This window comes from Methylobacter sp. BlB1 (genome assembly GCF_015476545.1).
Lineage (GTDB): Bacteria > Pseudomonadota > Gammaproteobacteria > Methylococcales > Methylomonadaceae > Methylobacter.
Window position 1 is genome coordinate 1 of the sequence record NZ_JADMKV010000041.1, and the last position, 22111, is coordinate 22111.

A 22111-nucleotide genomic window follows, 5' to 3' on the forward strand; every position below is an offset into this window, starting at 1 on the left:
GCAGCGATTGGTGGGCGTCGCGCAGGACGACTTCGGTGATGCCTAACGGCTTAGGATTGTTGTTTTGTGCCATGCTTTAACCTTTTGGGGTTCAATTCGCGGACCTTTGGGGTCGGTTTTAGTTGATGGGAATGTGGAGCGCGCAGCCTGTCCCCCACGGCGCAGGCCTACGCACATATCATCCGGCAGCATGCCGGACACCGAAATCATTAATGCCGGGATCGGTACTGATGCACAGCCGCACTGATCGCGGCGATCACGCTAGCCTCAGTACCGGCGCCAGCCGCTGGCCGGACTGGACTGGCAGCCGGCGGCGCATCCGGAAAATAGCGCTGCACCAGTGCCGACATCAGATTCATGGCCAGCACAAGCATGGCCAGAAACAGGAAAACGAGGCCCATACCGACCATCATTAACTCTATCCCGCTCATCATCAGTTCTGTCATAGTGTTAAACCTTGCTGTTTAAAATTATCCGCCCATTATCCATAAAACTCATACTCTAAACAAACTCAGATAACTAAATTGATGATTTTTTTGGATTAGCATCAGCATTAACTTATAATAATCATCAATCATACTTTTCCTAAATAGTGAATTTTCGTGTAAAGTAGCGGTCTCTAAGCTGGCAGTTTTATTGCTATGAAAACTGCTGAAGGTCTGCATTTGTATTTTAAGAGTCGGTAATTAATGTTATCACTAGCTAGTATTGGGACTGCTGCCCTGTTTATGATCGCGCTTGGTGTGGTTCTGGCAGCAATTCTGGCTATCGCAAGTAAAAAATTATTTGTCTATGAAGATCCCCGAATTGACGCCGTAGATGAGATGCTCCCGCAAGCTCAGTGTGGTGCTTGCGGCGTTCCCGGCTGCCGCCCCTTCGCCGAAGCGGTTGTCGCCGGCGTTCGAAGCCCTTCCGGCTGCACCGTCAACACGCCTGAAGCCAATCAATTGATCGCCGATTACATGGGCGTTGACGTAGGCAGTCAGGAAAAAGTCGTCGCGCGCCTGGCTTGCGCCGGCGGAACCCATGTCGCTTACAAACGCGCCGAATATCAGGGATTGAAATCCTGCCAGGCCGCCTCGGTGATTGCCGGCGGCGGCAAAGGTTGCAACTGGGGCTGCCTGGGCCTGGGCGATTGCGCCGATGTCTGCGATTTTGACGCTATATATATGGACGAGCATGGGCTGCCTATCGTCATTGAAGATAAATGCACCGCCTGTAACGACTGCGTCGTCGTCTGCCCCAAGGATTTATTCTCCCTGCAACCGGTCAGCCATCAATTGTTCGTTGCCTGCAAAAGCCTCGATGAAGGCGATGAAGCGCAGCACGAATGCGAAGTCGCCTGCACGGCCTGCGGAAAATGCGCCGTCGATGCGCCTAAAGGTCTGATCGAAATCAAAAACAATCTGGCCGTTATCGATTATGCGAAATACGCAGATTTCACGGTAGACCGAACGCCTATAGAACGCTGCCCGACTGGGGCCATCGTTTGGATAGACAGCAAATTGGGCACGACCCGTTCCAGCCACGGCAAAGAATCGAAGAAAAAGGTTCTGCGCACGGAATCACTGCCTTTGGGCTAACCGAATTTTTTCACATTATTTAATTCTACAAAACGCTTGAACCGGACAAGCCGGCTTTTGTACGTTTTTACTAGAGGAACCTTGAATGGCTTTTTTCGGCAAAAAAGAAAACAAAACGTTTAAATATCCTGGCATACGCATGGCCATGGACGGCAGCCAGGCCGTCATCATGGTCGAGCGCGAATCCAGCGATGCTGCCGGCGCTTATCCTATTACGCCTTCGACCGATATGGGCGAAGGCTGGGCCGTGGAAATGGCCAATGGCTATTTGAATATTTCCGACAGACCGTTGATTTTTGTCGAACCTGAAGGCGAGCACGCCGCGGCCGGTGTCACGGCCGGCATGTCGATGACCGGGCTCAGAGCCACCAACTTCACCTCATCCCAAGGCGCCGCCTACATGCATGAATCCCTGTATGCTGCGGTAGGCAAAAGACTGCCTTATGTCCTGAACATGGCTTGCCGTGCGATCACCAAATCTACACTGAACGTGCACTGCGGCCATGACGATTACCATTGCATCGATGATACCGGCTTCATTCAGGTGTTCGCCAAGGACAATCAGGAAGCGGCTGACCTGAACATCATCGGTCGGAAAATCGCCGAGCTTTCGCTGAACCCCATCGTTGTGGCGCAGGACGGCTTTTTGACGACGCATCTGATCGAAGCGCTGAACGTACCGGAAAGAGAGCTGATCGAAGAATATCTGGGCCGCCCCGACGACATCATTAACACGCCGACGCCGGCACAGCGAATCATTTACGGCCCGACCCGCCGACGCATTCCCGAGCTCTGGACGGTCGACAAACCAATGATGTCGGGCGTGGTGCAAAACCAGGACAGCTACATGCAGGCTGTCGCCGGCCAGCGCCCCTACTTCTTCGATCACGTCAGCGTATTTGCCGATGAGTGCATGGACGAGTGGTACGAACTGACCGGCCGCCGCTATCGCCGTATTGGTGAATACCGCTGTGATGATGCCGATTACTTGATCATCGCGCAAGGCAGCGTGATCCATACCGCCGAAGTCACGGCCGATTACCTGCGCGAAAAACGCGGCATCAAGGTCGGTGTCGTCAACATGACCCTATTCCGCCCGTTCCCTGGCGATCTGATCTCGCACGTGGTCAGAGGCCGCAAAGGCATCACGGTCATGGAAAGAACCGACCAGCCCATGGCCGAGGATTTGCCGTTAATCCGCGAAATCCGCACGGCCATGGCCAAGGCCATAGAAAATGGCACGTCCAGCGAACTGCCTTTCCCTGGGTACGCCACTTATAAGAAAGACACCGATTCATCGCCGCTATATTCAGCTTCATTTGGCTTAGGTAGCCGCGATTTGCAGCCGGAAGGCATCATTGCGGCCGTTGAAAACATGTTGCCGGATGGCAAGCATCAGAAATTCTTTTACCTGGGCATCCAGTTCGTCCGCGATCAGGCTTACTCGCCCAAACAGGAAATTCAGCAACAAGCCGTCATCGATGCGTACCCACGTATCCGCGATCTGGCGCTGACCGGCTCTGAAAACCCGAATCTGATGCCGGAAGGCGCGATTACCGTGCGCATGCATTCAGTCGGTGGCTGGGGTGCGATCACGACCGGTAAAAACCTGGCCATGACCTTGTTCGACCTGCTCGACTATGAGATCAAGGCCAACCCCAAATACGGCTCCGAGAAAAAAGGCCAACCGACCACGTACTATCTGTCGGCCGCGCCGGAAAAAATCCGTCTGGCCTGTGAATATGCGTTCGTGGACGTGGTCATTTCGCCCGATCCGAACGTCTTCACGCATTCGAATCCATTGGCCGGCCTGAAGGAAAACGGTGTGTTTATCATCCAGAGCAGCCTGTCTTCACCCGAAGAGGTCTGGCGCTCGTTTCCGAAAGCCTCTCAGCGCTATATTGCCGACAAGAAAATCAAGGTTGCTTATATAGATGCCTTTAAGATCGCGCGTGAGGAAGCCAAAGATCCCGACCTGCAATTCCGCATGCAGGGCATTGCCTTCCAGGGAGCTTTCTTCGAAGCGGCACCGCTGGCTGCCAACCTGAGCAAAAGCAAGGACGAGATCCTGCAGGCAATTTACGACACCCTCAACACCAAATTCGGCAGCAAGGGTAAACAGGTCGTCGAGGACAACTTCAGAACCGTTAAACGCGGCTTCCTTGAAACTCATGAAATCGATGTCGGTGCCATGGTTGTGGGCGATGTCGCGCCCTGGGCCGAGAAAAAAGAAGCCACAGCGCCGTTAACGTTGTTGCGCAAACCTGCCAACGACGATGCGCTCTCCGATATCCATCGCTTCTTCGAGCAGACCGGCAGCAACTATATCAACGGCCGCGGCAGTGAAAACCTGACCGACCCGTTCATGGCGCTGAGTATCGTGCCGGCGGCGACGGGCATCTACCGCGACATGACGCAGATCCGTTTCGAGCATCCGACCTGGATTCCCGAGAACTGCACCGCTTGCGGCGACTGCTACACTGTTTGCCCTGACAGCGCCATTCCGGGCCTGGTCAATACGGTCAATGAGGTCTTCGAAACCAACATCAAGCGCATCGAAAAAACCGGCAAAACGGTCAAGCACCTGCGCCGCGCGATCCGCACCGTCGAGAAAAAATACCATGCGCTTGCCGCTACCCGCTCGGAAGGCACGACGTTGGGCCCGGTCTTCAACAAAGCCATAGGCGACACGATTGCCGAATATCCGGAAGCCGAGCGCGATGAAGTCTCGATGGAATTCCAGTGGTTCAAAGACGCCATGGGCTCGTTCAAATTCGCGCTGACCAAGCCTTACCACGACGCGATCAACAAACGCACGCCCAATAACGGCGGTCTGTTTTCGATCACCATCAACCCGATGGCCTGCAAGGGCTGCATGGAATGCGTCAAGGTCTGTAACGACAATGCGCTGGAAGTGACGCCGCAGACCGTCGACAGCATCAAGACCTTGCGCGAGGACTGGGATTACTGGATTGACCTGCCGACATCGAATCCGAAATACAATCGTATCGACGATATCGATGAGAAGGTCGGCGCCCTGACCAGCATGCTGCTGGACAAGAAAATCTACAGTTCGATGAACTGCGGCGACAGCGCGTGCTTAGGTTGCGGCGAGAAAACCATCATCCACCTGTTCACAGGCGCCGTAACGGCACTGATGCAGCCACGCGTCAAGAAACAGCTCGCCAGGATCGACGCGCTGATTGTGGGCATGGAGAAGCATATCCGCCTGAAGCTGGCGGAGTCGCTCGACATCAATGACATCGAAGCCATCGAGGCCGCGATTGAAGCCAATAAAAACGTTGACCTGACCCTGGCCAAGCTCAGCAGTGCGCTGGATGCCGGCAAGCCGTCCAGGCCTATCGATGCGGCTTGGCTGAAATGGGCGTCGCAGATTTCAGCCAAACTGAAACACCTGAAATGGCTGTATCTGGAAGGACCTACCGGCAACGGCCGCGTGGAAATGGGCATCACCAACAGCACGGGCTGTACGTCGGTCTGGGGCTCGACCTTTCCGTTCAACCCCTACCCGTTCCCATGGGCCAACCACCTATTCCAGGATGCGCCGTCCCTGGCGATGGGCGTCTTTGAAGGCCACATGCTCAAGATGACGGAAGGCTTCAAGGCCATCCGCATGGCGGAACTGGAACTGGCCGGCAAATACGACAAGGATGAACACGACAGATTCTTCAAGTATTTCGACTGGCGCCAGTTCTCCGAGCAGGAATACCTGATGTGCCCGCCCGTGGTCTGCGTCGGCGGCGACGGCGCCATGTACGACATCGGCTTCCAGAATCTGTCGCGCTGCCTGATTTCGGGCCTGCCGATCAAGGTGCTGATCCTGGATACACAGGTTTATTCCAATACCGGCGGCCAGGCCTGCACGTCCGGCTTTATCGGCCAGATATCGGACATGGCGCCTTACGGCCAGGAAACGAAAGGCAAGTTCGAGCTGCGCAAGGAAATGAGCCTGCTCGCGATGGCGCACCGGACTTCCTACGTCATGCAGGGCGCCATCTCGCATGTCAACCACCTACTGGAAGGTTACATCGATGGCTTGAATTTCCGCGGCCCCGCCGTATTCAACATCTATGCCGTCTGCCAGCCTGAACATGGCGTGGCCGATGATGCCTCGGAAATGCAAAGCCGCCTGGCCGTTGAATCGCGCGCTTATCCGCTGCTGACTTTCGACCCGCGCCTGGGCAATACCTGGGAGGAATGCACGTCCATCCAGGGCAATCCGGACATTGACAAGGACTGGACGACTTACACGCTGAAGTTCGTCGATGAGTACGGTCTTGAAGAAACCCTGGACGTACCCATGACGTTCGCCGACTGGGCATTGACGGAAGGCCGCTTCCGCAAGCACTTCAAGTTCGTGCCGCCGTCCCAGTGGAACGATGACATGATGCCGCTGGTCGAGTTTATTGATCTGCCCAGAGAGGATAAGGCCGACTATATCCCTTTCATTTATGCTGTGCATCCGGACACCAATACGCTGGTGCGCGTGGTCGTCGATCCTGAAATCGTCCTGTCGACGATTGAGCGGCGCGACTTCTGGCGTACTCTGAAGGGTATCGTCGGCGCTAACCGGCCGACCATAGACCTGAAAGCGATCGCCGATCAAGCCAAAGCGGAAATGGCTTCCAGCATTGCCGCCAACCTGGTGAACATGGTGGGCGGCGGCGACGCCAGTGCTTTAGCCAGCCTGTTGACTCCGTCAGCTATAATGGCCGCGCCAGCGCCAGTAGTGGCAACTCCTGCAGAGGCCGCTCCCGCACCTGCCCCAGCGGCGTCTGCTGCGGCAACAGCTGCGCCGGCTCCTAAAGCCGCTGCGGGCGGGCATGAATCGGTCTGGATTGAAACGCCCAACTGCACAACCTGTGATGAATGTGTCGACATTGCGCCGGCCATCTTCCAGTATAATACCGAGAAAAAAGCCATTGTCGTCAATCCGACAGCCGGCACTTACGAGCAGATCGTAAAAGCCGCTGAAAAATGCACGGCCGTGATCATTCATCCCGGCACGCCCTGGAATCCGGATGAGCCTAATCTTGAGAAGCTCATCAAACGTGCGGAGAAGTTTCAATAAGATGCTCTATCTTTAAGGCTTAAACCTAAGATGGATTAAACAGTAAATCTTACGAATGACTGCAGATGCAGTTGCCTGGAGCCCGAAGGAAAGCCTGCACAGCAGCCATATTGTGCAAGACTTATCCTTCGGGCTCTTCGTGGTTTATGAACGGGCAAATTCCTTAGCCCCGTTGTGATTTTTATACTAGTTAGGACTATGAGTTTACTAAAGCTGTTCGGCAGAAAAACCGTCTCTAGCAGAAAAACCTTTCCCAAAGGCATACACCCGGCCGAATATAAAGAACAGACCAGTGCCAAACCGACCCGCCGGCTGCCTTTCGCGCCGCAGGTCATCGTGCCTTTGTCGCAAAGCATCGGCAAACCCTCTATCGCCGTCGTGCACAAAGGCCAGCAGGTGGAGCGCGGCGAGGTGATTGCTGTTGCTGACGGCCCGCTGTCCGTGCCGCTGCATGCGCCGGTCACGGGCACCGTGAAAGGCATCGAGCTCATGCCGACGCCGTCCGGCGCCAAAAAAGACTGCATCATCATCGACACGCAGCCCAGCTCGTCGCAAATTCCGATTCGGAGCGAAGAGCGCGACATTGAGTCCATGAGCCGCGAAGAGCTGATCCAGGCCGTCAAGGATACCGGCATGGTGGGCCTGGGCGGGGCCAGCTTCCCGACGCATTTCAAGATGACCGTGCCGGAAGGCAAGAAAGTGCATACCGTGATCGTCAACGGCTGTGAGTGCGAGCCGTTTATGACGACCGATCACCGCGTCATGCTCGAAAACGTCAAGAATCTGATCCTAGGCATCCGGATCGCGATGAAATGTGTCGACGCCGGCAAAGCCATTATCGGCGTCGAAGACAACAAGCCCGATGTTCTGGCCGCCATCAAGCCGCATCTGCCGCAGGATAGCACTATCACGATCGAGGCCGTCGAGACGAAATATCCGCAGGGCGCCGAGAAAATGCTGATCTATTCGCTGCTCGGCGTCGAGGTGCCGTCCCGCGGCCTGCCGGCCGACATCGGCCTTGCCGTATTCAACGTCGCGACACTGGCCGAGCTCGGCCGCCTGCTGCCGCACAGCCAAGGACTTATCGAGCGCGTCATCACCATTACCGGCGATGACCTGGAAAAGCCCGGCAATTACATCGTACCGATCGGCACGCCGCTGCGTTATATTCTGCAATACGCGAACTTTACCGGCCATCAGGCGGAACTGATACTTGGCGGCCCGATGATGGGCACGGCCGCCGCATCACTCGATACGCCGGTTACCAAAGGCACCGGCACAGTCCTGGTACTCGACGAGCGCGCTACCAAAAATGACGACATTCTGCCGTGCATCAAATGCGGCAAATGCCTGCAGGCCTGCCCGATCAATCTGAATCCGTGCGAACTGGGCCAACTGGCGGCCAAACGGCGCTATGATGTCATGGAGGAGCAATACCATCTCAATGATTGCTTCGAGTGCGGCTGCTGCAGTTATGTCTGCCCGTCCAATATTCCCTTAGTGCAGTACTTTAGAATCGCCAAAGTACTGAATCGAGAAAGGCACCTGAACAATGGCTGAAAAATCACCCAAAATTGACATCCGCACGTCGCCTTACATCCGGCGCGCGCCTACCGTCCCTGAAATCATGCGTCATGTGGTTTATGCCTTGCTGCCGATCTGCGCCTATTCGGTTTACCAGTTCGGCATCAGCGCCTTGACCTCGATGATCGTGACAACCGCGGCCGCTGTCGGGGCCGAGCACTTTTTCTGCCGCATGGCCGAGAAGCGCTCGACCATCGGCGACTTCAGCGCCGTCATCACAGGCTTGCTGCTGGCTTTGACATTGCCTCCGGGCTTTCCGTTATGGATGGGCGCAGTCGGCGGTTTCATCTCAATCGCGCTCGGCAAAGCCCTGTTCGGTGGGCTGGGATTCAACGTCTTCAATCCGGCCCTGGTCGGGCGGGCATTCGTCCAGGCCGCGTTTCCGGTCGCGATTACGACCTGGACGCCGGCTTTTGCCCTGAACCGTTTCAGCGAATTCATTCCATCCACGCTGGCCTTCCCGTTCATGACCGCTGACCCTACGGCCGAATGGACGCTGAATACTGCCATTGACGGCTTCACCGGCGCGACACCCTTGGCGCTAATGAAATTTCAAGGCGTCATGACCGATGCGAAGGACTTGTTTCTGGGCACGGTCGCAGGCTCGGCCGGCGAGCCTTCGTCCTTGCTGATTCTGCTTTGCGGCGCTTATCTGGTGTACAAGAAAATGCTCGACTGGCGCATTACCGCTGCCGTCATTTTCGGCACATTCATAACGGCTGGATTTTTTCATCTGATGAATCCGTCTCAATATCCAAGCGCCAGCTTCATGATATTCTCGGGAGGCTTGATGTTTGCGGCCGTTTTTATGACCACCGACATGGTGTCATCGCCGGTCACGCCGCTGGGCATTTTCATTATCGGTTTTTTGGTCGGTTTCATGACGGTCATCATCCGCCTGTTCGGCGCCTTGACCGAAGCGGTCATGTATGCCATTTTGTTTGGCAACGCCGCAACACCTATTATTGAATCTTTCACTCAGCCGCGTATTTTCGGTGCCCGCAGAGATAAGGACTAAGCATGAGCAATCCCGATCCGCAAATTCCGCAACTGCCTTCCAGCCTGTCACTGATCCAGAAACTGGGTGCCGTCGCTTTGATATCCGGCCTGCTGGTGGCGATGGTTTATGAATATACAAAACCCATGATCGCCGACAATCAACGTGTGGCGCTGGAAGCAGCCTTGTACAATGTATTGCCGGCCAGCGCCAGCTCGCGCCTGACTTTTCGCCTGGAGGATGACCAGCTCACGCTGGTTCCGGACGATACGCCCAATGAGGGCGATCTGATTTACGCCGGCTACGACAACGAGCATAAACTGGTCGGCATCGCCTTGACGGCAGCGGCGCAAGGTTATCAGGATACGGTAAAGATCCTCTATGCCTATGATCCGTACAGCAGTTGCATCAAGGACTTCGTCGTCTTGAAAAGCACCGAAACGCCGGGCTTTGGCGACAAGATCGCCACCGACGAAAGTTTCCTGAAAAATTTCGAATGCCTGGACGCCAAAGTGAACGAGGATCAATCGGCCCTGGCCCATGCTATTAAGACGGTACGGCACGGCACCAAGAAGAATCCCTGGGAAATCGACGCGATTGCTGGCGCCACGATCACATCCAATGCCGTCGGGCGCATGCTCGATAAAAGCGGGCAGTTCTTCCATCCTGCTATTGCCCAGAATTTAAACCTGCTGGAAAACGCCCAGCGCTCAACCCAACCCTAGAGAGGTGATGTATGTCAACGCCCGCCCCTAAACAAGAAACGCCGGTGACACTGGAAATATTTACCGCAGGGCTGTGGAAGGAAAACCCGATTTTCGTCATGATGCTGGGGTTGTGCCCTACCCTGGCCGTCACCAACTCGCTGGCCAATGCGCTGGCCATGGGCGCGGCCACTATTTTCGTACTGGTCGGTTCCAATGCCCTGGTCTCGGGACTGCGCCATTTTATCCCTAAGCAAATCCGCATCACGACTTACATCATTATCATCGCCACATTCGTGACGCTGGTGGATTATCTGATTCAGGCCATCAGCCTGGAGATGTACAACGCCTTGGGCGCCTTTATCCAGCTGATCGTCGTGAACTGCCTGATTCTGGGCCGCGCCGAAGCCTATGCATCCAAAAACTCTTTCAACAAATCCGTCGTCAGCGCTGCCGGCATGGGCGTGGGCTTTACCTTTGCGCTGGCCTGCCTGGGCAGCGTCAGGGAACTGCTGGGCTCCGGCAAACTGCTTGGCTTTCAAGTGTTCAGCGACAACTTTGAACCCTGGGTTGTCATGATCTTGCCGCCCGGTGGATTCATTGTGTTAGGCAGCTGGCTGATACTGTTCAAATGGATTGAACAACGTCAAACGAAAAAAATCATCAGCAGCGATGCCGCCACGCACTGCACAGTCAAGCATAATTCTTGATCGGCTTGAAACTTTGGCCTTTTAATTACCCGAGATACCTGTCATGCAAACCGAAGAATCATTAGGCTACTTATTCCTGAATGCTTTTTTAATCAACAACTTCGTATTGGCGATGTTTTTAGGCCTGTGTCCTTTCGTAGGCACATCGGCAAGACGTGACACCGCGATCAACATGGGTATAGCGACCACGTTCGTGATGCTGATCAGTTCCATCTGTGCCTATGGCATCAATGTCATCCTGGTCAAGTACGGGCTTGAATTCTTACGCCTGATCAGCTATATCGCCATTATCGCGGCCGCGGTACAATTGGTGGAGATGACGCTAAAGAAATTCAGCCCGGTATTATCCAGGGCATTGGGCATTTATCTGCCGTTAATCACGACCAACTGCGCGATATTGGGCGTTGCTTTGATCCAGACCGCCAGAGGCTATGGCTTTCTGCAATCGGTGGCTTTCAGCGCCGGCGCTGGCGCAGGTTTCGCCTTGGCCTTGATTCTAATGGCCGGATTGAGAGAAAAACTGGAACTGGCCAACATGCCCAGCGTTACCCAGGCGGCCGGTTTGAGCATGATGCTGGCCGGCATTCTGTCCATGACATTCATGGGCTTTGCAGGCTTGGGCGGCAGTGCAACCTAGTCTATCAATAGGATATATCCATGATTAACTTTTTAATTGCGTTCGGCGTTATCTTTTCCTTGATGCTTGGCTGGATTCTGGTTCAACAAGCCGCCAGAAAAATAGCCGCCAAATACCCTGAATTCGGTCCTGCCAAAGAAGAAGGCTTAGGTTGCGGAAAAAGCTGCGGCTGCCAGGCTAACCATTGCGAAAACAAGGAATAGGCCCGGCTCTTTGTAGAACCCCGTCCGGTTTGGATCATGCTGACCACTTCTGCCAGGCTGACTGCAAGGCTGCTTCTTTCTGAACCAATCTTTCCAGTTTGTCCTTAAAATACTTGGAGCTCAAATGCCAGCTGATGCCTAATTTATCAATGACTTCCGTTGCTCGTAGCCGTGCTATATAAGGGTTTTTCAATATATTTTTGAAATCATTTTGCCAAGCAAATTTCAACTAGCTAATATGCTAGTCATTTACACAACTTATTGGAGTTAAAAATGGGTATCAGCGTTACTAAACTGTTAATCGTATTAGCCATCATCATCGTTATTTTTGGCACCAAACGTCTGCGTACGCTCGGCACCGATTTAGGAGACGCGATTAAAAACTTTCGTTCAGCTGTTAAAGAAGGCGAAGAAGGCACAGCGGGCGATGAAGAGAAAGACAGTGCCAATGAAAAACCTTCCCAAAAAAGCGAAGGAAACTAGCCGTGTCCTATTTGATTACATGTTCTTGACCTTCCCCATTCGATTACAGTAGTTGCCGACATCCAGAAAAATAATACTGACAGGCCGCCTGTACATTAAATCCCTACTTTTTTTAATGATAAGCGGTTTTGCAGCTCAGCCATAGTTGTTTATACTTGTCAGTTTATCAATCTACTCCGTCAGGCTGGCTTTTTCGTGCAGAATAAAAACAATTTGCGCACAACAGCAAACAGCCAGCCCAACCACAATCCTTGAAGCGTTCGATGAGTAAAACAACCGACAACCTCCTGGTCAAAACTATTCTCTGGTGGGAAGAAAACATCCTTAACAGGCCCTGGTGGCTACTCTTATTTTCCGTGGTCGTCAGTGGTTTCGTTCTCCAATACACGGTGAACAACCTCACAGTCAATACCAACACGGGCGAGATGCTTTCACCCGATCTGCAGTTCCAGCAGGATCGCAGGCGTCTGGAAAAGGCCTTCCCTCAGGATGCCAACACTATCTTGCTGATTATTGAGGGCAAAACGCCCGAGCAGACCACTGCCGCAGTCAAGCGCATCAGCGCCGGCCTGCGCCAGCAAAAAGACCAGATCAAATCCGTTTACCTTCCCGATGAAGGCGAGTTTTTCGACCGCAACGGCCTGCTTTATCTGAGCCTGAAAGAACTGCAGGACCTCTCCACGAAACTCGCCAATGCCCAGCCTTTTATGGGCAAGCTGTCGCAGGACAATAGCCTGAACGGATTATTCGAGCTCTTCGGGCAGGCGCTGGATGAGTCCAATGACACCGAACTCGATATGAATGCCGTCTTCAGCAAGACCAATGAAGCTTTGCAAGCGGCGCAAGATGGCCGTCCCTATCAGTTATCCTGGCAGCAACTGATGATGGATCGAACATCGGGAATAGGTGTTACCAAACGCTTCATCATCGCTACGCCAATTTTGAATTTTCAGGAGTACCTGCCCGCCGAGAAAAGCCTGACAGCCATCAATCAGGTCATTGCCTCGTCACTGACTGGCGATACCGCCGATGTCAGCGTCCGCATGACAGGAGAAGTCGTGCTGGAATATGAAGAAATGCAAACGGTTACCGAGGGCACTACCATAGCAGGCATCGCCTCCATGTTTTTGGTCTGCATCACGCTCTGGATCGCCTATCGTTCCTTCAAACTGATGTTCGCGACTTTTTTCACGCTGACCATGGGTCTGGTGCTATCCCTGGGCTTCGCTACACTCGCTGTCGGCCACTTGAACATGATTTCGATCGCCTTCGGCGTGCTGTTTATCGGCATGGGCGACGCTTATTCCTCGCATTTTTGCCTGCGCTACCGAGAACTGAGACAGCGCGGCGAAAATCCGCGTCAGGCCTTGCGCGACACGCTCACATCCACGGGCGGCTCGCTGGCCCTGTGCACGCTCACGGCGGCGATCGGCCTGTTCGCCTTTATTCCGACCAATTATCTCGGGGTATCGGAACTGGGCATCATTGCCGGCACCAGCCTGGTCATAGCGCTTTCAACGACTTTTACCGTCCTGCCGGCGCTGATAAAAATCATGCCACCCAAAGTGCGGAAAATAGAAGAAAGCGACCAGATCTACTCCAAGCTGACATCGAACTGGCCTTTGGTCTATGCACGCCCGATCCGCTGGGTTACCTATATTTTAGCCGCGATCTCCGTGGCATTGCTGACGCAAGTCAAAGTGGATTTCAATCCGATCAATTTGCGCGACCCGAACACCGAGTCGGTCAAAACCTTTAAATACCTGCTGCAATCCGAGGATACTTCACCGATGACGCTAACATCTCTGGCAAATTCTGAGGCTGAAGCAAAGAACAAGGAAGCGCGCCTGGAAAAACTGAGCACGGTAGACAAGGCTGTGACGCTGTTCGACTTTATCCCCGAAGATCAGGACGACAAGCTGACCTTGATAGAAGAACTCGCCTTGATAGTGGGCCCTGTACTCGATAATTTCCCCGAGCCATCCAAAGAAAATGCCCAAATCGAATCCCTGCAAAAATTCCAGGCAGTACTCAAAAAACGCCTGGCAACAGACAACAGCAGCGTCATGGCCGAGCTGGACGCTACGCTGGAGCGCTTCCTCGCCAAACTGCAATCGGTCGATGCCGAAACACGCCAAGCGATGCTGAACCAGCTTCAGGCCAGCATGCTGAACTCGCTGCCGTCGACAATACAAGTCCTGCAAACCAGCCTGCAGGCCAGCCCGATCAAGCTTGAAACGCTGCCTAAGGATTTGAGCGAACGCTGGCTCAGCAAAGACGGTATCTACCGAATTCAGGCTTTCCCGAAAAAAGATCTGAACGACCTGGAAAACATGCGCGAATTTATCCTGGAAGCGCAGCAAGTCGACCCGCATGTCACCGATCTGCCGGTCAGCTATCTTGAATCCATGAACGAAGTCATCCGTGCATTCCAGCAGGCTTTTGCCGTTGCCTTCGGAGTCATTGCCCTGCTGCTGCTCATTATCATGCGCAATGTCAAGGATACCTTGCTGGTGCTGCTGCCGCTGCTGCTCGCATCCCTGTTCACGGCGGCCATGACCGTGCTGATCGATATGCCGTTCAATTTCGCCAACATCATTGCCTTGCCGCTGTTGTTCGGTCTCGGCGTAGACAGCGGCATTCACATGGCGCACCGGCTACACTACCTGCGATCAAACGACGGCAATATGCTCAGCGGCAGCGAGGCTCAGGGCGTTTTCTTCGGTACCCTGACCACGATATTCAGCTTCGGCAGCTTGGCGTTCACGACCCATCAAGGCACGGCTTCGATGGGCATTCTGCTCGCCATGGGCCTGCTCCTGACCCTGGTTTGCGCGCTGGTTGTCCTGCCGGCATTCAGCATGCTCAGATTCAAGCCGCGTCTTTTAAAGAAACGATCCAGTCAATCAATTCTTTAACGGCATACTGACTTAACGCCGTTAGTCATGAATGATTGACGGCTTCTGTCTCCCTTCTTGAGATTCTATACACCGATATGGCGGGCTCGCGACTTTATGCTGAACATTCAGGTTTTATCTCGATTCTACGAACTATAAGTTCGGACAGCAGTGGGAATTTCAATCTCACGCAAGGGCTGAGCCAGATCCCCCTTTCATGAGCTGATGATTGGAACAATCCGATTTACCCGGGTTTATTCAGGAAATGCGCCAATGCGACGGGATTGATTGAATAGGCTGGACAAGCCGTTTCTGCCGGCAGCGTTATGCGCACTGCCGGCAGAAACGGCAGGATTAGAAATAGTCCGCGTTGATCAGGAAATGCACGGCGATGCTGCCGAAATAACCCAGCAAAATGACGGGCATCCATTTCAAGTGACTGCTGAACGTGTAGATACCTTTTGCCTGTCCCATCAAGCCGACACCGGCAGCCGATCCAATAGCCAGCAGACTGCCGCCCACGCCTGCGGTCAGCGTGACCAGCAGCCATTGACCTTGGGAAATATCCGGCAGCATGGTCAATACGGCATACATGATCGTACCGTTATCAATGAACGCCGAAAAGATGCCCACCAAAATGTTGGCAATAGTCGGGTCGATTTCGCCGTATAGGAAATGCGAGGCGAGTTCCAGATAACCCAGGAAGCTCAAGCCGGCAACGCTCATCATGACGCCGTAGAAAAACAGCAGCGTGTCCCATTCCAGATTGGCTACGTTCTTGAATACATCGAACTCATGCTGGCCATTGCCTCCTATCATCGGAATGTCCATTGCGTCGGTATCCGGCGCGCCATTGGTTTTGCCAGGCGTCTTTTGCATGTAGTAGCTAAAAAACTTCAAGTAAGTCAGCCCCATCAGCATACCGGCTGCCGGCGGCAGGTCAAGGAAATTCTCAAAACAAACCGCCGTTACGATAGTCATCAGGAACAGAAAAATGATGATGCCGGCACCACGTTTGATGACAGGCGCTTCACTGGCCGCCGCAGGTTGCGCCTTGGGAATCCAGAAATGCATGATTGCCGCAGGCAGCGCAAAGTTGACGATGGCCGGAACTAACAGCGAATAAAAACTGATGAACGGCACGACCCCTTTCTGCCAAACCAATAGCGTCGTAATATCGCCGAAAGGGCTGAACGAACCGCCGGCATTAGTGGCAATAACGACATTTACACAGGCTACGGTGATAAAACGCTTGTTGTCCTTGCCCATGGCCAGTAACACAGCCCCCATCAGCAGAGCCGTGGTCAGATTGTTACAGACTGAGGACAGCCCGAAAGACATCCAGCCCGTTATCCAGAATAACTGCCGATAGCTGAAATTCTTGCTCAACAGCCAGATGCGCAGATTTTCAAAAACGTTCCGGTCCTCCATGGCATTGAGGTAAGCCATGGAAACCATGATAAACAAAAACAGCTCGGCAAACCCTTCCAGGCTGGCACGGAAGGCCTTTCCTGCAGATTCGCCCATGCCTCCGTTAACATAAATGAAAGCGATGAACACCCAGATCAAGCTGGCTGCAAATACCATGGGCTTTGATTTGCGAAGCTCGGTGACTTCTTCGAACATAGCAAGCACATAAGCCACGACAAAAACCGCAATTGCCGAATACCCCACCCAATGCAAGGTCAGATTTAACGGTTGCAGGGGATCCGCGGCAGCATTTTCACCCGCCAGAGCTAGCGCCGGCAGGCCAAAAGAGATTAAAGCCATCAAGTATGGCGAAAGTTTTCTAAACATAAAGCTTATGGAGAAATATTATGGAGAATCTGGACTTAAAATGGCGGGCTTTAGAAGATATGGCAAGCCCGCCAGCAGCTTGTACGCATGTTACTAGTTTACGACTGCCGACCTTCTTATTCAAACACGGCTATCGCTCTTTTTGGTAAAAACACTGTTTATAATCCTTGATCAATTCAAGGCGCGGAGGAATTTCTTAAGTCATCTGAACACCTGAAGATTAAAGTGCCGCCAGTGCGCTCTCGTAATCTGGCTCGTTGGCTACTTCATCAACTTGTTGCGTATAAATCACCTTGTCATTTTCATCCAGAATGACAATGGCGCGAGCCGCCAAACCGGCAAGAATGGTGTCGGTAATACGGACGCCGTAGTCATCGGTAAAACTGGAACGGAAGGTTGACAGCGGAATCACATTTTTGAGACCTTCCGCTTCACAAAAGCGGGCTTGCGCAAAAGGCAGATCCGCCGAAACCACCAGAACGACGGTATTGTCCAGGCGTGAGGCCTTTTCATTGAACTTACGCGTTGACGCGGCGCATACGGGCGTATCAAGACTCGGCACGATATTCAGAATTTTTCTTTTACCTGCATAGGTCGCCAGCGTCACTTCCTGCAATTTGCCGTTGACCAATGTAAAGTCCGGCGCCTTGCTGCCGACTGCGGGCAATTCACCCGATGTATGTAACGGTTTGCCTTGAAATTTAATTGTAGCCATCGTTTGTATCCTCCAGGTGGGTAATCAATTTACACATGTCGACTTTAACGTTTCGATAACGCTGATGAGCAATCTGCTCATTGCTTGCCTGCCCATCACCCCTGGCATCACTTTTTACTTTTGTTATGCTTTACCAGCCGCTTGCGTTTTTGTATTTGGCGCTCGGTCAATTTGTTTTTCTTGCCGTGAAAGGGATTGGCCGGCGATTTGAATTCCAGACGGATAGGCGTTCCTTTCAGACCTAGCTTGTCGCGGAAATAGTTCATTAAATAACGCTTATAGGCATTCGGCAACACATCGGTCTGAACGCCGTGTATGACTACAATAGGCGGATTGCGGCCGCCCTGGTGGGCATATTTAAGCTTGATCCGGCGCCCGTTCACCAAAGGTGGCTGATGCGCAGCCGTCGCTTCGCTCAATATCCGTGTCAGTGCCGGCGTGCTCATGTCGAGCATGGCCGAATCGTACAGGGTATGCACGACATCGAACAGTTTGCCGACGCCGCTGCCGTGCAGCGCGGAAATCGGGTGTTTTTCAGCAAAATCCAGAAACGACAGTTTGACATCCATCTGCCGCTTGACGGTTTCTTTCTGCTCCGTGGTCAAGCCATCCCATTTGTTCAGGCCGATAATCAGGGCCCTGCCCGCTTCCAGCACGAGTCCCAGCAAATGCGCATCCTGATCGGTGATGCCTTCGCTGGCGTCTATCAGATAAATGACGACGTTGGCTTTTTCAATCGCCTGCAATGACTTGATGACGCTGAACTTTTCGATGCCTAGAGACACTTTTGAGCGCCGGCGCATACCGGCCGTATCGATCAGCGTGAACTGCCTGCCGTCACGCTCAAACGGAATATAAATACTGTCGCGCGTCGTGCCGGGCTCATCGAACACGACCACGCGCTCTTCGCCTAACAACCGGTTGACCAGTGTCGATTTGCCGACGTTCGGCCGGCCGACCACGGCAATGCCGATGCCGCTGATGCCGTCACGCAGGTCTTCTGCCTCTTTATCGGGAGGCGGCAGCAACCGGTCGGCGCGCGCCAATAATTCGGGTATGCCACGGCCATGTGTCGCGGCGATTTGTACCGGCTCGCCCAGCGCCAGTGAATGAAAGTCGGCAGCCGCCACATCGCCATGTATGCCGTCGACCTTATTCATGACCAGGATGACCGGCTTGTTCAGTTTTCTAAGCGTGTCAGCGATAACCTGATCGGACGCATTCAACCCTTCGCGCGCATCGACCATGAAAAAAACGACATCGGCTTCATCGAGCGCGATCTGCACCTGTTTTTTGGCACAGCTATCGATGCCTTCCGCATCGTCGGCTATGCCGCCGGTATCGACCACCAGACAGGCGCGGCTGCCGTGTTTGACGCGTCCGTACTGCCTGTCTCTGGTCAGACCGGGATAATCGGCCACCAGCGCCTCGCGGCTGCGTGTTAAATAATTGAACAATGTGGACTTGCCGACATTAGGGCGCCCAACCAGGGCTATTACAGGTAACATATTTTTTATAAGGATCGAGCTCTTAAGGCGGCAAGCGTGCCGTCTTTAGCATAAACGTAAACGGTATTGTCTACCACGAGGGGTTTGGCATCTATAGCGCTGTCGGTCACTTGGACGCGAGCCAGCTGTCTGCCGTCGCTAGTGGACAGCCAATGCACATAACCTTCCAAATCGCCGACCACGACATTACTTTCATAAGTGGCCGGAGCTGTCAGTTTTCTTTGATGCAGATCTTGTTGTTTCCATAATGAGGCGCCGGTGCGCTGTTCCAACTGCCAAACATCGCTCTTTGAATCTGTTAGATACAAATAGCGCCAGTCGCTGGCCATACCTGAGGAAGACGAAATCGACTCGTTGCGCCACATGACGTCACCGTCTCCTGCCGAAACCGCTGCGATGCCGCCCTGATAACTGGCGATATAGATAACGCCATCCGTTTCAATCGGGTCCACATCGAGATCGACTAGCCTTTCAACTTCGGAACGTCCTGTCGGAAGCACAATGCTGGTTTCCCAGATATGCTTGCCATCGTTCAGACGCAAGGCAATCAGCTTGCCGTTGTCATACCCGCCAATGACGTTATCACCGCTGATCAGCAGCGAACCGGTTCCTCTCACACTAAGCGCCGGCACGCTCTGCTCGTAGCTCCACAGTTTACCGCCGGATTTCTCATCCAGCGCAGTAACAGAACCGTCTGTAGTCCGGACGACAACAACCCCATTGGCGATGACAGGCACTGAAAGCACTTCACTGGACACGCCGGCTTTCCAGAGCAATTGCCCGTTTTCAAAGTTTAGAGCCACAACTTCAGCGTCGCTGGTACCCAAAATCACGGTACCGGCACCCAGCCCCGGACCGCCGGAAAAGTGAAATTCGGTTTCTGCTTCCCAGCTCAGATCACCCGTACTCAGCTCTCTGGCCTGCACCAGACCTTCTCTATCCGCGGCCAGTATTTTCCCGGCGCCTATGGCCGGAACAAGCTTTAACGTATGTTCATCCGCGCCGACACCGATGCTTTTTTTCCAAAGCACTTCGACCTGGATCTCAGGTGTAATTTCACCTAATACCGCAGGAGGATCGGTATTGTCTTCCCCCCCCGTAAAGTAATCGGTTATGCCTGAAAGCGACTCACCAGCAGTGTCCAATGCCGCACAACCAGTCAATACAAGGCAAGCTAATAAAAGCGTAATTAAGCGCATTATTTTTGACTTTGCACAATTTCTGGAGCAGTCAAATCATCGATTTTAAATTGCAACAACGGTGATTGAGATCCATTTCTTAACGCATTCTGATAAGAAGTGCGCGCTTCATCACGGCGATCCATAGCGACGTATAGGTCGCCCAGTAATTCATCATAGATAGCCGTAAAACCTGATGAGGCGGCCGGGTCAACCTTATTGATGACCTGTAGCCCCTGTTCGTATTCGCCTGTCGCGAGCATCAGACGCACCAGTCTGACCCGGGCGATGTGGCTCACTTCGTCATTGGATTTTGCCGCAAGTTTTTCCAGGGTCTGCTTGGCGGCAGCCAGATCGCCCTTCTGAACTTGCAGCTTTGCCTCCATCAGTCCGCTGTATGACGCATATTCGGTCTTGCCGAACTCTGCTTGCGCGCGCTCGGCCAATTTTTCAGCCGATTCCTTATTACCGGCATCAGCCGCTGACAGTAACTGATCGTATAAGGCTGAAGCTTGCGCCGCCTGATCTTTCTTATAATCTCGCCAGTAGTTCCAGCCCAGAATAAGGACGATGCCCACCGCCAGACCGGTAATGGTTGATACGCCGTTTTCTTTCCACCATTTTTTTAACGCTTCTACCTGTTCTTCTTCTGTATCGTAAATTGCCACGTGCTTTCTCTTTCTGTAATTATTTAAGGAAACGGTAAAGTTGCGCCCGACAGATACTGCCCTAATCCATCAGGATTGCAGATGCTCTTTAAAAAATGCAATGGCTTGCGTCAGGGACAAGGTCTGCTGCTCTTGCTCATGCCGTAAGGATTTGATGCCGACTTCGCCGCGACTGACTTCATCATCACCCAAAATGAGGGCGTATTCGGCGCCGATTTTATCGGCCTTTTTAAACTGGCTTTTAAAACTGCCGCCGCCGCAATTGACCTGAAGCTTCAAGCCGGGAATTTCATTCCTGATGGCTTCGGCAAAACGCAAGCCTTCCTTTTCGGCTTTCTCGCCTACGCGGATCATGTAAACGTCTACCGGTCTTGCCACGGGAACATTGTCCAGCGTTTCCATCAAGGCCAGCAACCGTTCCATGCCCATGGCGAAACCGACCGCATGATTGGCTTTGCCGCCCAGCTGCTCGATCAGGCTGTCATAGCGGCCGCCCGCACAAACCGTACCCTGCGCACCCAGCTCGTCCGTCACCCATTCAAAAACGGTCTTGCCGTAATAATCGAGTCCTCGCACCAATCTGGAGTTGAGTTCGTAGGCGATGCCCAGATCATCGAGTGTGGCAGTCAGGGTAGTAAAATGATTGCGGCTGTCATCGCCCAGATAATCCATTAATTCGGGCGCATTGGCGACTACCTCTTTCATGGCCGGATTCTTGGTATCGAGAATGCGCAACGGGTTGGTATTCAGGCGGCGCAAGCTGTCTTCATCCAGCAGATCCAGATGCCCCTGGAGATAGCTGACCAGTTTTTCACGGTAAGCCACCCGCTCTGCAATCGTGCCTAGCGAGTTGAGCTGCAATGTGACTTTATTGCGGATGCCAAGCTTTTTCCATAAACGGTCGATCATCAGAATCAGCTCGACATCGATATCCGGCCCTGCCATACCGTAGGCTTCCACGCCCAGTTGAAAAAACTGGCGATAGCGGCCTTTCTGTGGCCGCTCATGGCGATACATAGGCCCATAATACCATAACCGGTGAACCTGGTTATGCAGCAAGCCATGTTCCAGACAGGCCCTGAGGCAGCCGGCCGTACCTTCGGGCCTCAGTGTCAAGGAGTCACCGTTCCTGTCTTCGAACGTATACATTTCTTTCTCGACAATATCGGTGACTTCGCCGATAGAGCGTTTGAAAAGTTCTGTTTTTTCTACGATAGGCAGCCGGATTTCGCTGTAGCCATAAGCGCCGAGCACGTCTCTGATGATGTGCTCCGCATATTGCCAGAGCGGTGCCTGATCGGGAAGCACGTCGTGCATCCCGCGAATTGCTTGAATATTATTTGCCATGTGTATGA

General features: G+C 53.3%; 17 protein-coding genes. 10 read left to right on the plus strand and 7 right to left on the minus strand.

What is annotated here, in order from left to right; translation table 11 throughout:
* Positions 1–209: 209 nt before the first annotated feature.
* A complete protein-coding gene (locus IT781_RS14760; RefSeq protein WP_194970939.1) occupies positions 210–446 on the minus strand; it encodes an OadG family protein in 237 nt (78 codons plus the stop codon).
* A gap of 243 nt (positions 447–689) precedes the next feature.
* On the opposite strand from IT781_RS14760, the gene IT781_RS14765 reads away from it, so the two are divergent.
* From IT781_RS14765 to IT781_RS14810, 10 genes are all read left to right on the plus strand, one after another.
* Complete coding sequence (locus tag IT781_RS14765) at positions 690–1583, plus strand: (Fe-S)-binding protein (RefSeq protein ID WP_228779176.1); 894 nt, start codon at positions 690–692, stop codon at positions 1581–1583.
* 85 nt (positions 1584–1668) lie between these two features.
* Entirely contained in the window at positions 1669–6675 is a 5007-nt protein-coding gene (locus IT781_RS14770; protein ID WP_194970940.1) for a 2-oxoacid:acceptor oxidoreductase family protein, read from the plus strand.
* Positions 6676–6873: 198 nt separating this feature from the next.
* Positions 6874–8235, plus strand: coding sequence for an electron transport complex subunit RsxC (gene rsxC, locus IT781_RS14775; protein WP_194970941.1), 1362 nt, complete (start codon positions 6874–6876; stop codon positions 8233–8235).
* Positions 8228–9277, plus strand: a complete 1050-nt coding sequence (locus tag IT781_RS14780; RefSeq protein WP_194970942.1) for an RnfABCDGE type electron transport complex subunit D — start codon at positions 8228–8230, stop codon at positions 9275–9277. Before rsxC ends, IT781_RS14780 begins: the two co-directional genes overlap by 8 nt.
* 2 nt (positions 9278–9279) lie before the next feature.
* Positions 9280–9981, plus strand: coding sequence for an FMN-binding protein (locus tag IT781_RS14785; RefSeq protein WP_194970943.1), 702 nt, complete (start codon positions 9280–9282; stop codon positions 9979–9981).
* An 11-nt stretch (positions 9982–9992) separates the two neighbouring features.
* Positions 9993–10670, plus strand: coding sequence for an electron transport complex subunit RsxE (rsxE, locus tag IT781_RS14790; RefSeq protein WP_194970944.1), 678 nt, complete (start codon positions 9993–9995; stop codon positions 10668–10670).
* 43 nt (positions 10671–10713) lie between these two features.
* Positions 10714–11307: an electron transport complex protein RnfA gene (locus IT781_RS14795; RefSeq protein ID WP_194970945.1), complete on the plus strand. Its 594-nt coding sequence runs from the start codon at positions 10714–10716 to the stop codon at positions 11305–11307.
* Positions 11308–11327: 20 nt separating this feature from the next.
* A complete protein-coding gene (locus tag IT781_RS14800; RefSeq protein ID WP_194970946.1) occupies positions 11328–11510 on the plus strand; it encodes a hypothetical protein in 183 nt (60 codons plus the stop codon).
* Between the two features lie 273 nt (positions 11511–11783).
* A complete protein-coding gene (gene tatA / locus IT781_RS14805; protein WP_194970947.1) occupies positions 11784–11993 on the plus strand; it encodes a twin-arginine translocase TatA/TatE family subunit in 210 nt (69 codons plus the stop codon).
* Positions 11994–12256: 263 nt separating this feature from the next.
* On the plus strand, positions 12257–14911 hold the full coding sequence (locus IT781_RS14810) for an MMPL family transporter (protein ID WP_194970948.1): 2655 nt from the start codon (positions 12257–12259) through the stop codon (positions 14909–14911).
* 333 nt (positions 14912–15244) lie between these two features.
* On the opposite strand, the gene nhaD is transcribed toward IT781_RS14810, so the two are convergent.
* The 6 genes from nhaD to hisS form a co-directional block, all read right to left on the minus strand.
* On the minus strand, positions 15245–16660 hold the full coding sequence (gene nhaD, locus IT781_RS14815; RefSeq protein WP_228779177.1) for a sodium:proton antiporter NhaD: 1416 nt from the start codon (positions 16658–16660) through the stop codon (positions 15245–15247).
* A gap of 247 nt (positions 16661–16907) precedes the next feature.
* Positions 16908–17402 (minus strand): thiol peroxidase, encoded by a 495-nt coding sequence (tpx, locus tag IT781_RS14820; RefSeq protein WP_194970950.1) that lies wholly within the window; start codon positions 17400–17402, stop codon positions 16908–16910.
* A 107-nt stretch (positions 17403–17509) separates the two neighbouring features.
* Positions 17510–18910: a ribosome biogenesis GTPase Der gene (gene der, locus IT781_RS14825; RefSeq protein WP_194970951.1), complete on the minus strand. Its 1401-nt coding sequence runs from the start codon at positions 18908–18910 to the stop codon at positions 17510–17512.
* Between the two features lie 5 nt (positions 18911–18915).
* Positions 18916–20109, minus strand: coding sequence for an outer membrane protein assembly factor BamB (gene bamB, locus IT781_RS14830; RefSeq protein WP_194970952.1), 1194 nt, complete (start codon positions 20107–20109; stop codon positions 18916–18918).
* A complete protein-coding gene (locus tag IT781_RS14835; protein ID WP_194970953.1) occupies positions 20109–20756 on the minus strand; it encodes a tetratricopeptide repeat protein in 648 nt (215 codons plus the stop codon). The genes bamB and IT781_RS14835 overlap by 1 nt, the downstream gene beginning before the upstream one ends.
* A gap of 69 nt (positions 20757–20825) precedes the next feature.
* Complete coding sequence (gene hisS, locus IT781_RS14840) at positions 20826–22103, minus strand: histidine--tRNA ligase (protein ID WP_194970954.1); 1278 nt, start codon at positions 22101–22103, stop codon at positions 20826–20828.
* Positions 22104–22111: the final 8 nt, after the last annotated feature.

Coding starts and splice junctions, on each gene's coding strand:
- IT781_RS14760 (WP_194970939.1), bottom strand. CDS start 446: ATGACAGAACTGATGATGAGCGGGATAGAGTTAATGATGGTCGGTATG.
- IT781_RS14765 (WP_228779176.1), top strand. CDS start 690: ATGTTATCACTAGCTAGTATTGGGACTGCTGCCCTGTTTATGATCGCG.
- IT781_RS14770 (WP_194970940.1), top strand. CDS start 1,669: ATGGCTTTTTTCGGCAAAAAAGAAAACAAAACGTTTAAATATCCTGGC.
- rsxC (WP_194970941.1), top strand. CDS start 6,874: ATGAGTTTACTAAAGCTGTTCGGCAGAAAAACCGTCTCTAGCAGAAAA.
- IT781_RS14780 (WP_194970942.1), top strand. CDS start 8,228: ATGGCTGAAAAATCACCCAAAATTGACATCCGCACGTCGCCTTACATC.
- IT781_RS14785 (WP_194970943.1), top strand. CDS start 9,280: ATGAGCAATCCCGATCCGCAAATTCCGCAACTGCCTTCCAGCCTGTCA.
- rsxE (WP_194970944.1), top strand. CDS start 9,993: ATGTCAACGCCCGCCCCTAAACAAGAAACGCCGGTGACACTGGAAATA.
- IT781_RS14795 (WP_194970945.1), top strand. CDS start 10,714: ATGCAAACCGAAGAATCATTAGGCTACTTATTCCTGAATGCTTTTTTA.
- IT781_RS14800 (WP_194970946.1), top strand. CDS start 11,328: ATGATTAACTTTTTAATTGCGTTCGGCGTTATCTTTTCCTTGATGCTT.
- tatA (WP_194970947.1), top strand. CDS start 11,784: ATGGGTATCAGCGTTACTAAACTGTTAATCGTATTAGCCATCATCATC.
- IT781_RS14810 (WP_194970948.1), top strand. CDS start 12,257: ATGAGTAAAACAACCGACAACCTCCTGGTCAAAACTATTCTCTGGTGG.
- nhaD (WP_228779177.1), bottom strand. CDS start 16,660: ATGGCTTTAATCTCTTTTGGCCTGCCGGCGCTAGCTCTGGCGGGTGAA.
- tpx (WP_194970950.1), bottom strand. CDS start 17,402: ATGGCTACAATTAAATTTCAAGGCAAACCGTTACATACATCGGGTGAA.
- der (WP_194970951.1), bottom strand. CDS start 18,910: ATGTTACCTGTAATAGCCCTGGTTGGGCGCCCTAATGTCGGCAAGTCC.
- bamB (WP_194970952.1), bottom strand. CDS start 20,109: ATGCGCTTAATTACGCTTTTATTAGCTTGCCTTGTATTGACTGGTTGT.
- hisS (WP_194970954.1), bottom strand. CDS start 22,103: ATGGCAAATAATATTCAAGCAATTCGCGGGATGCACGACGTGCTTCCC.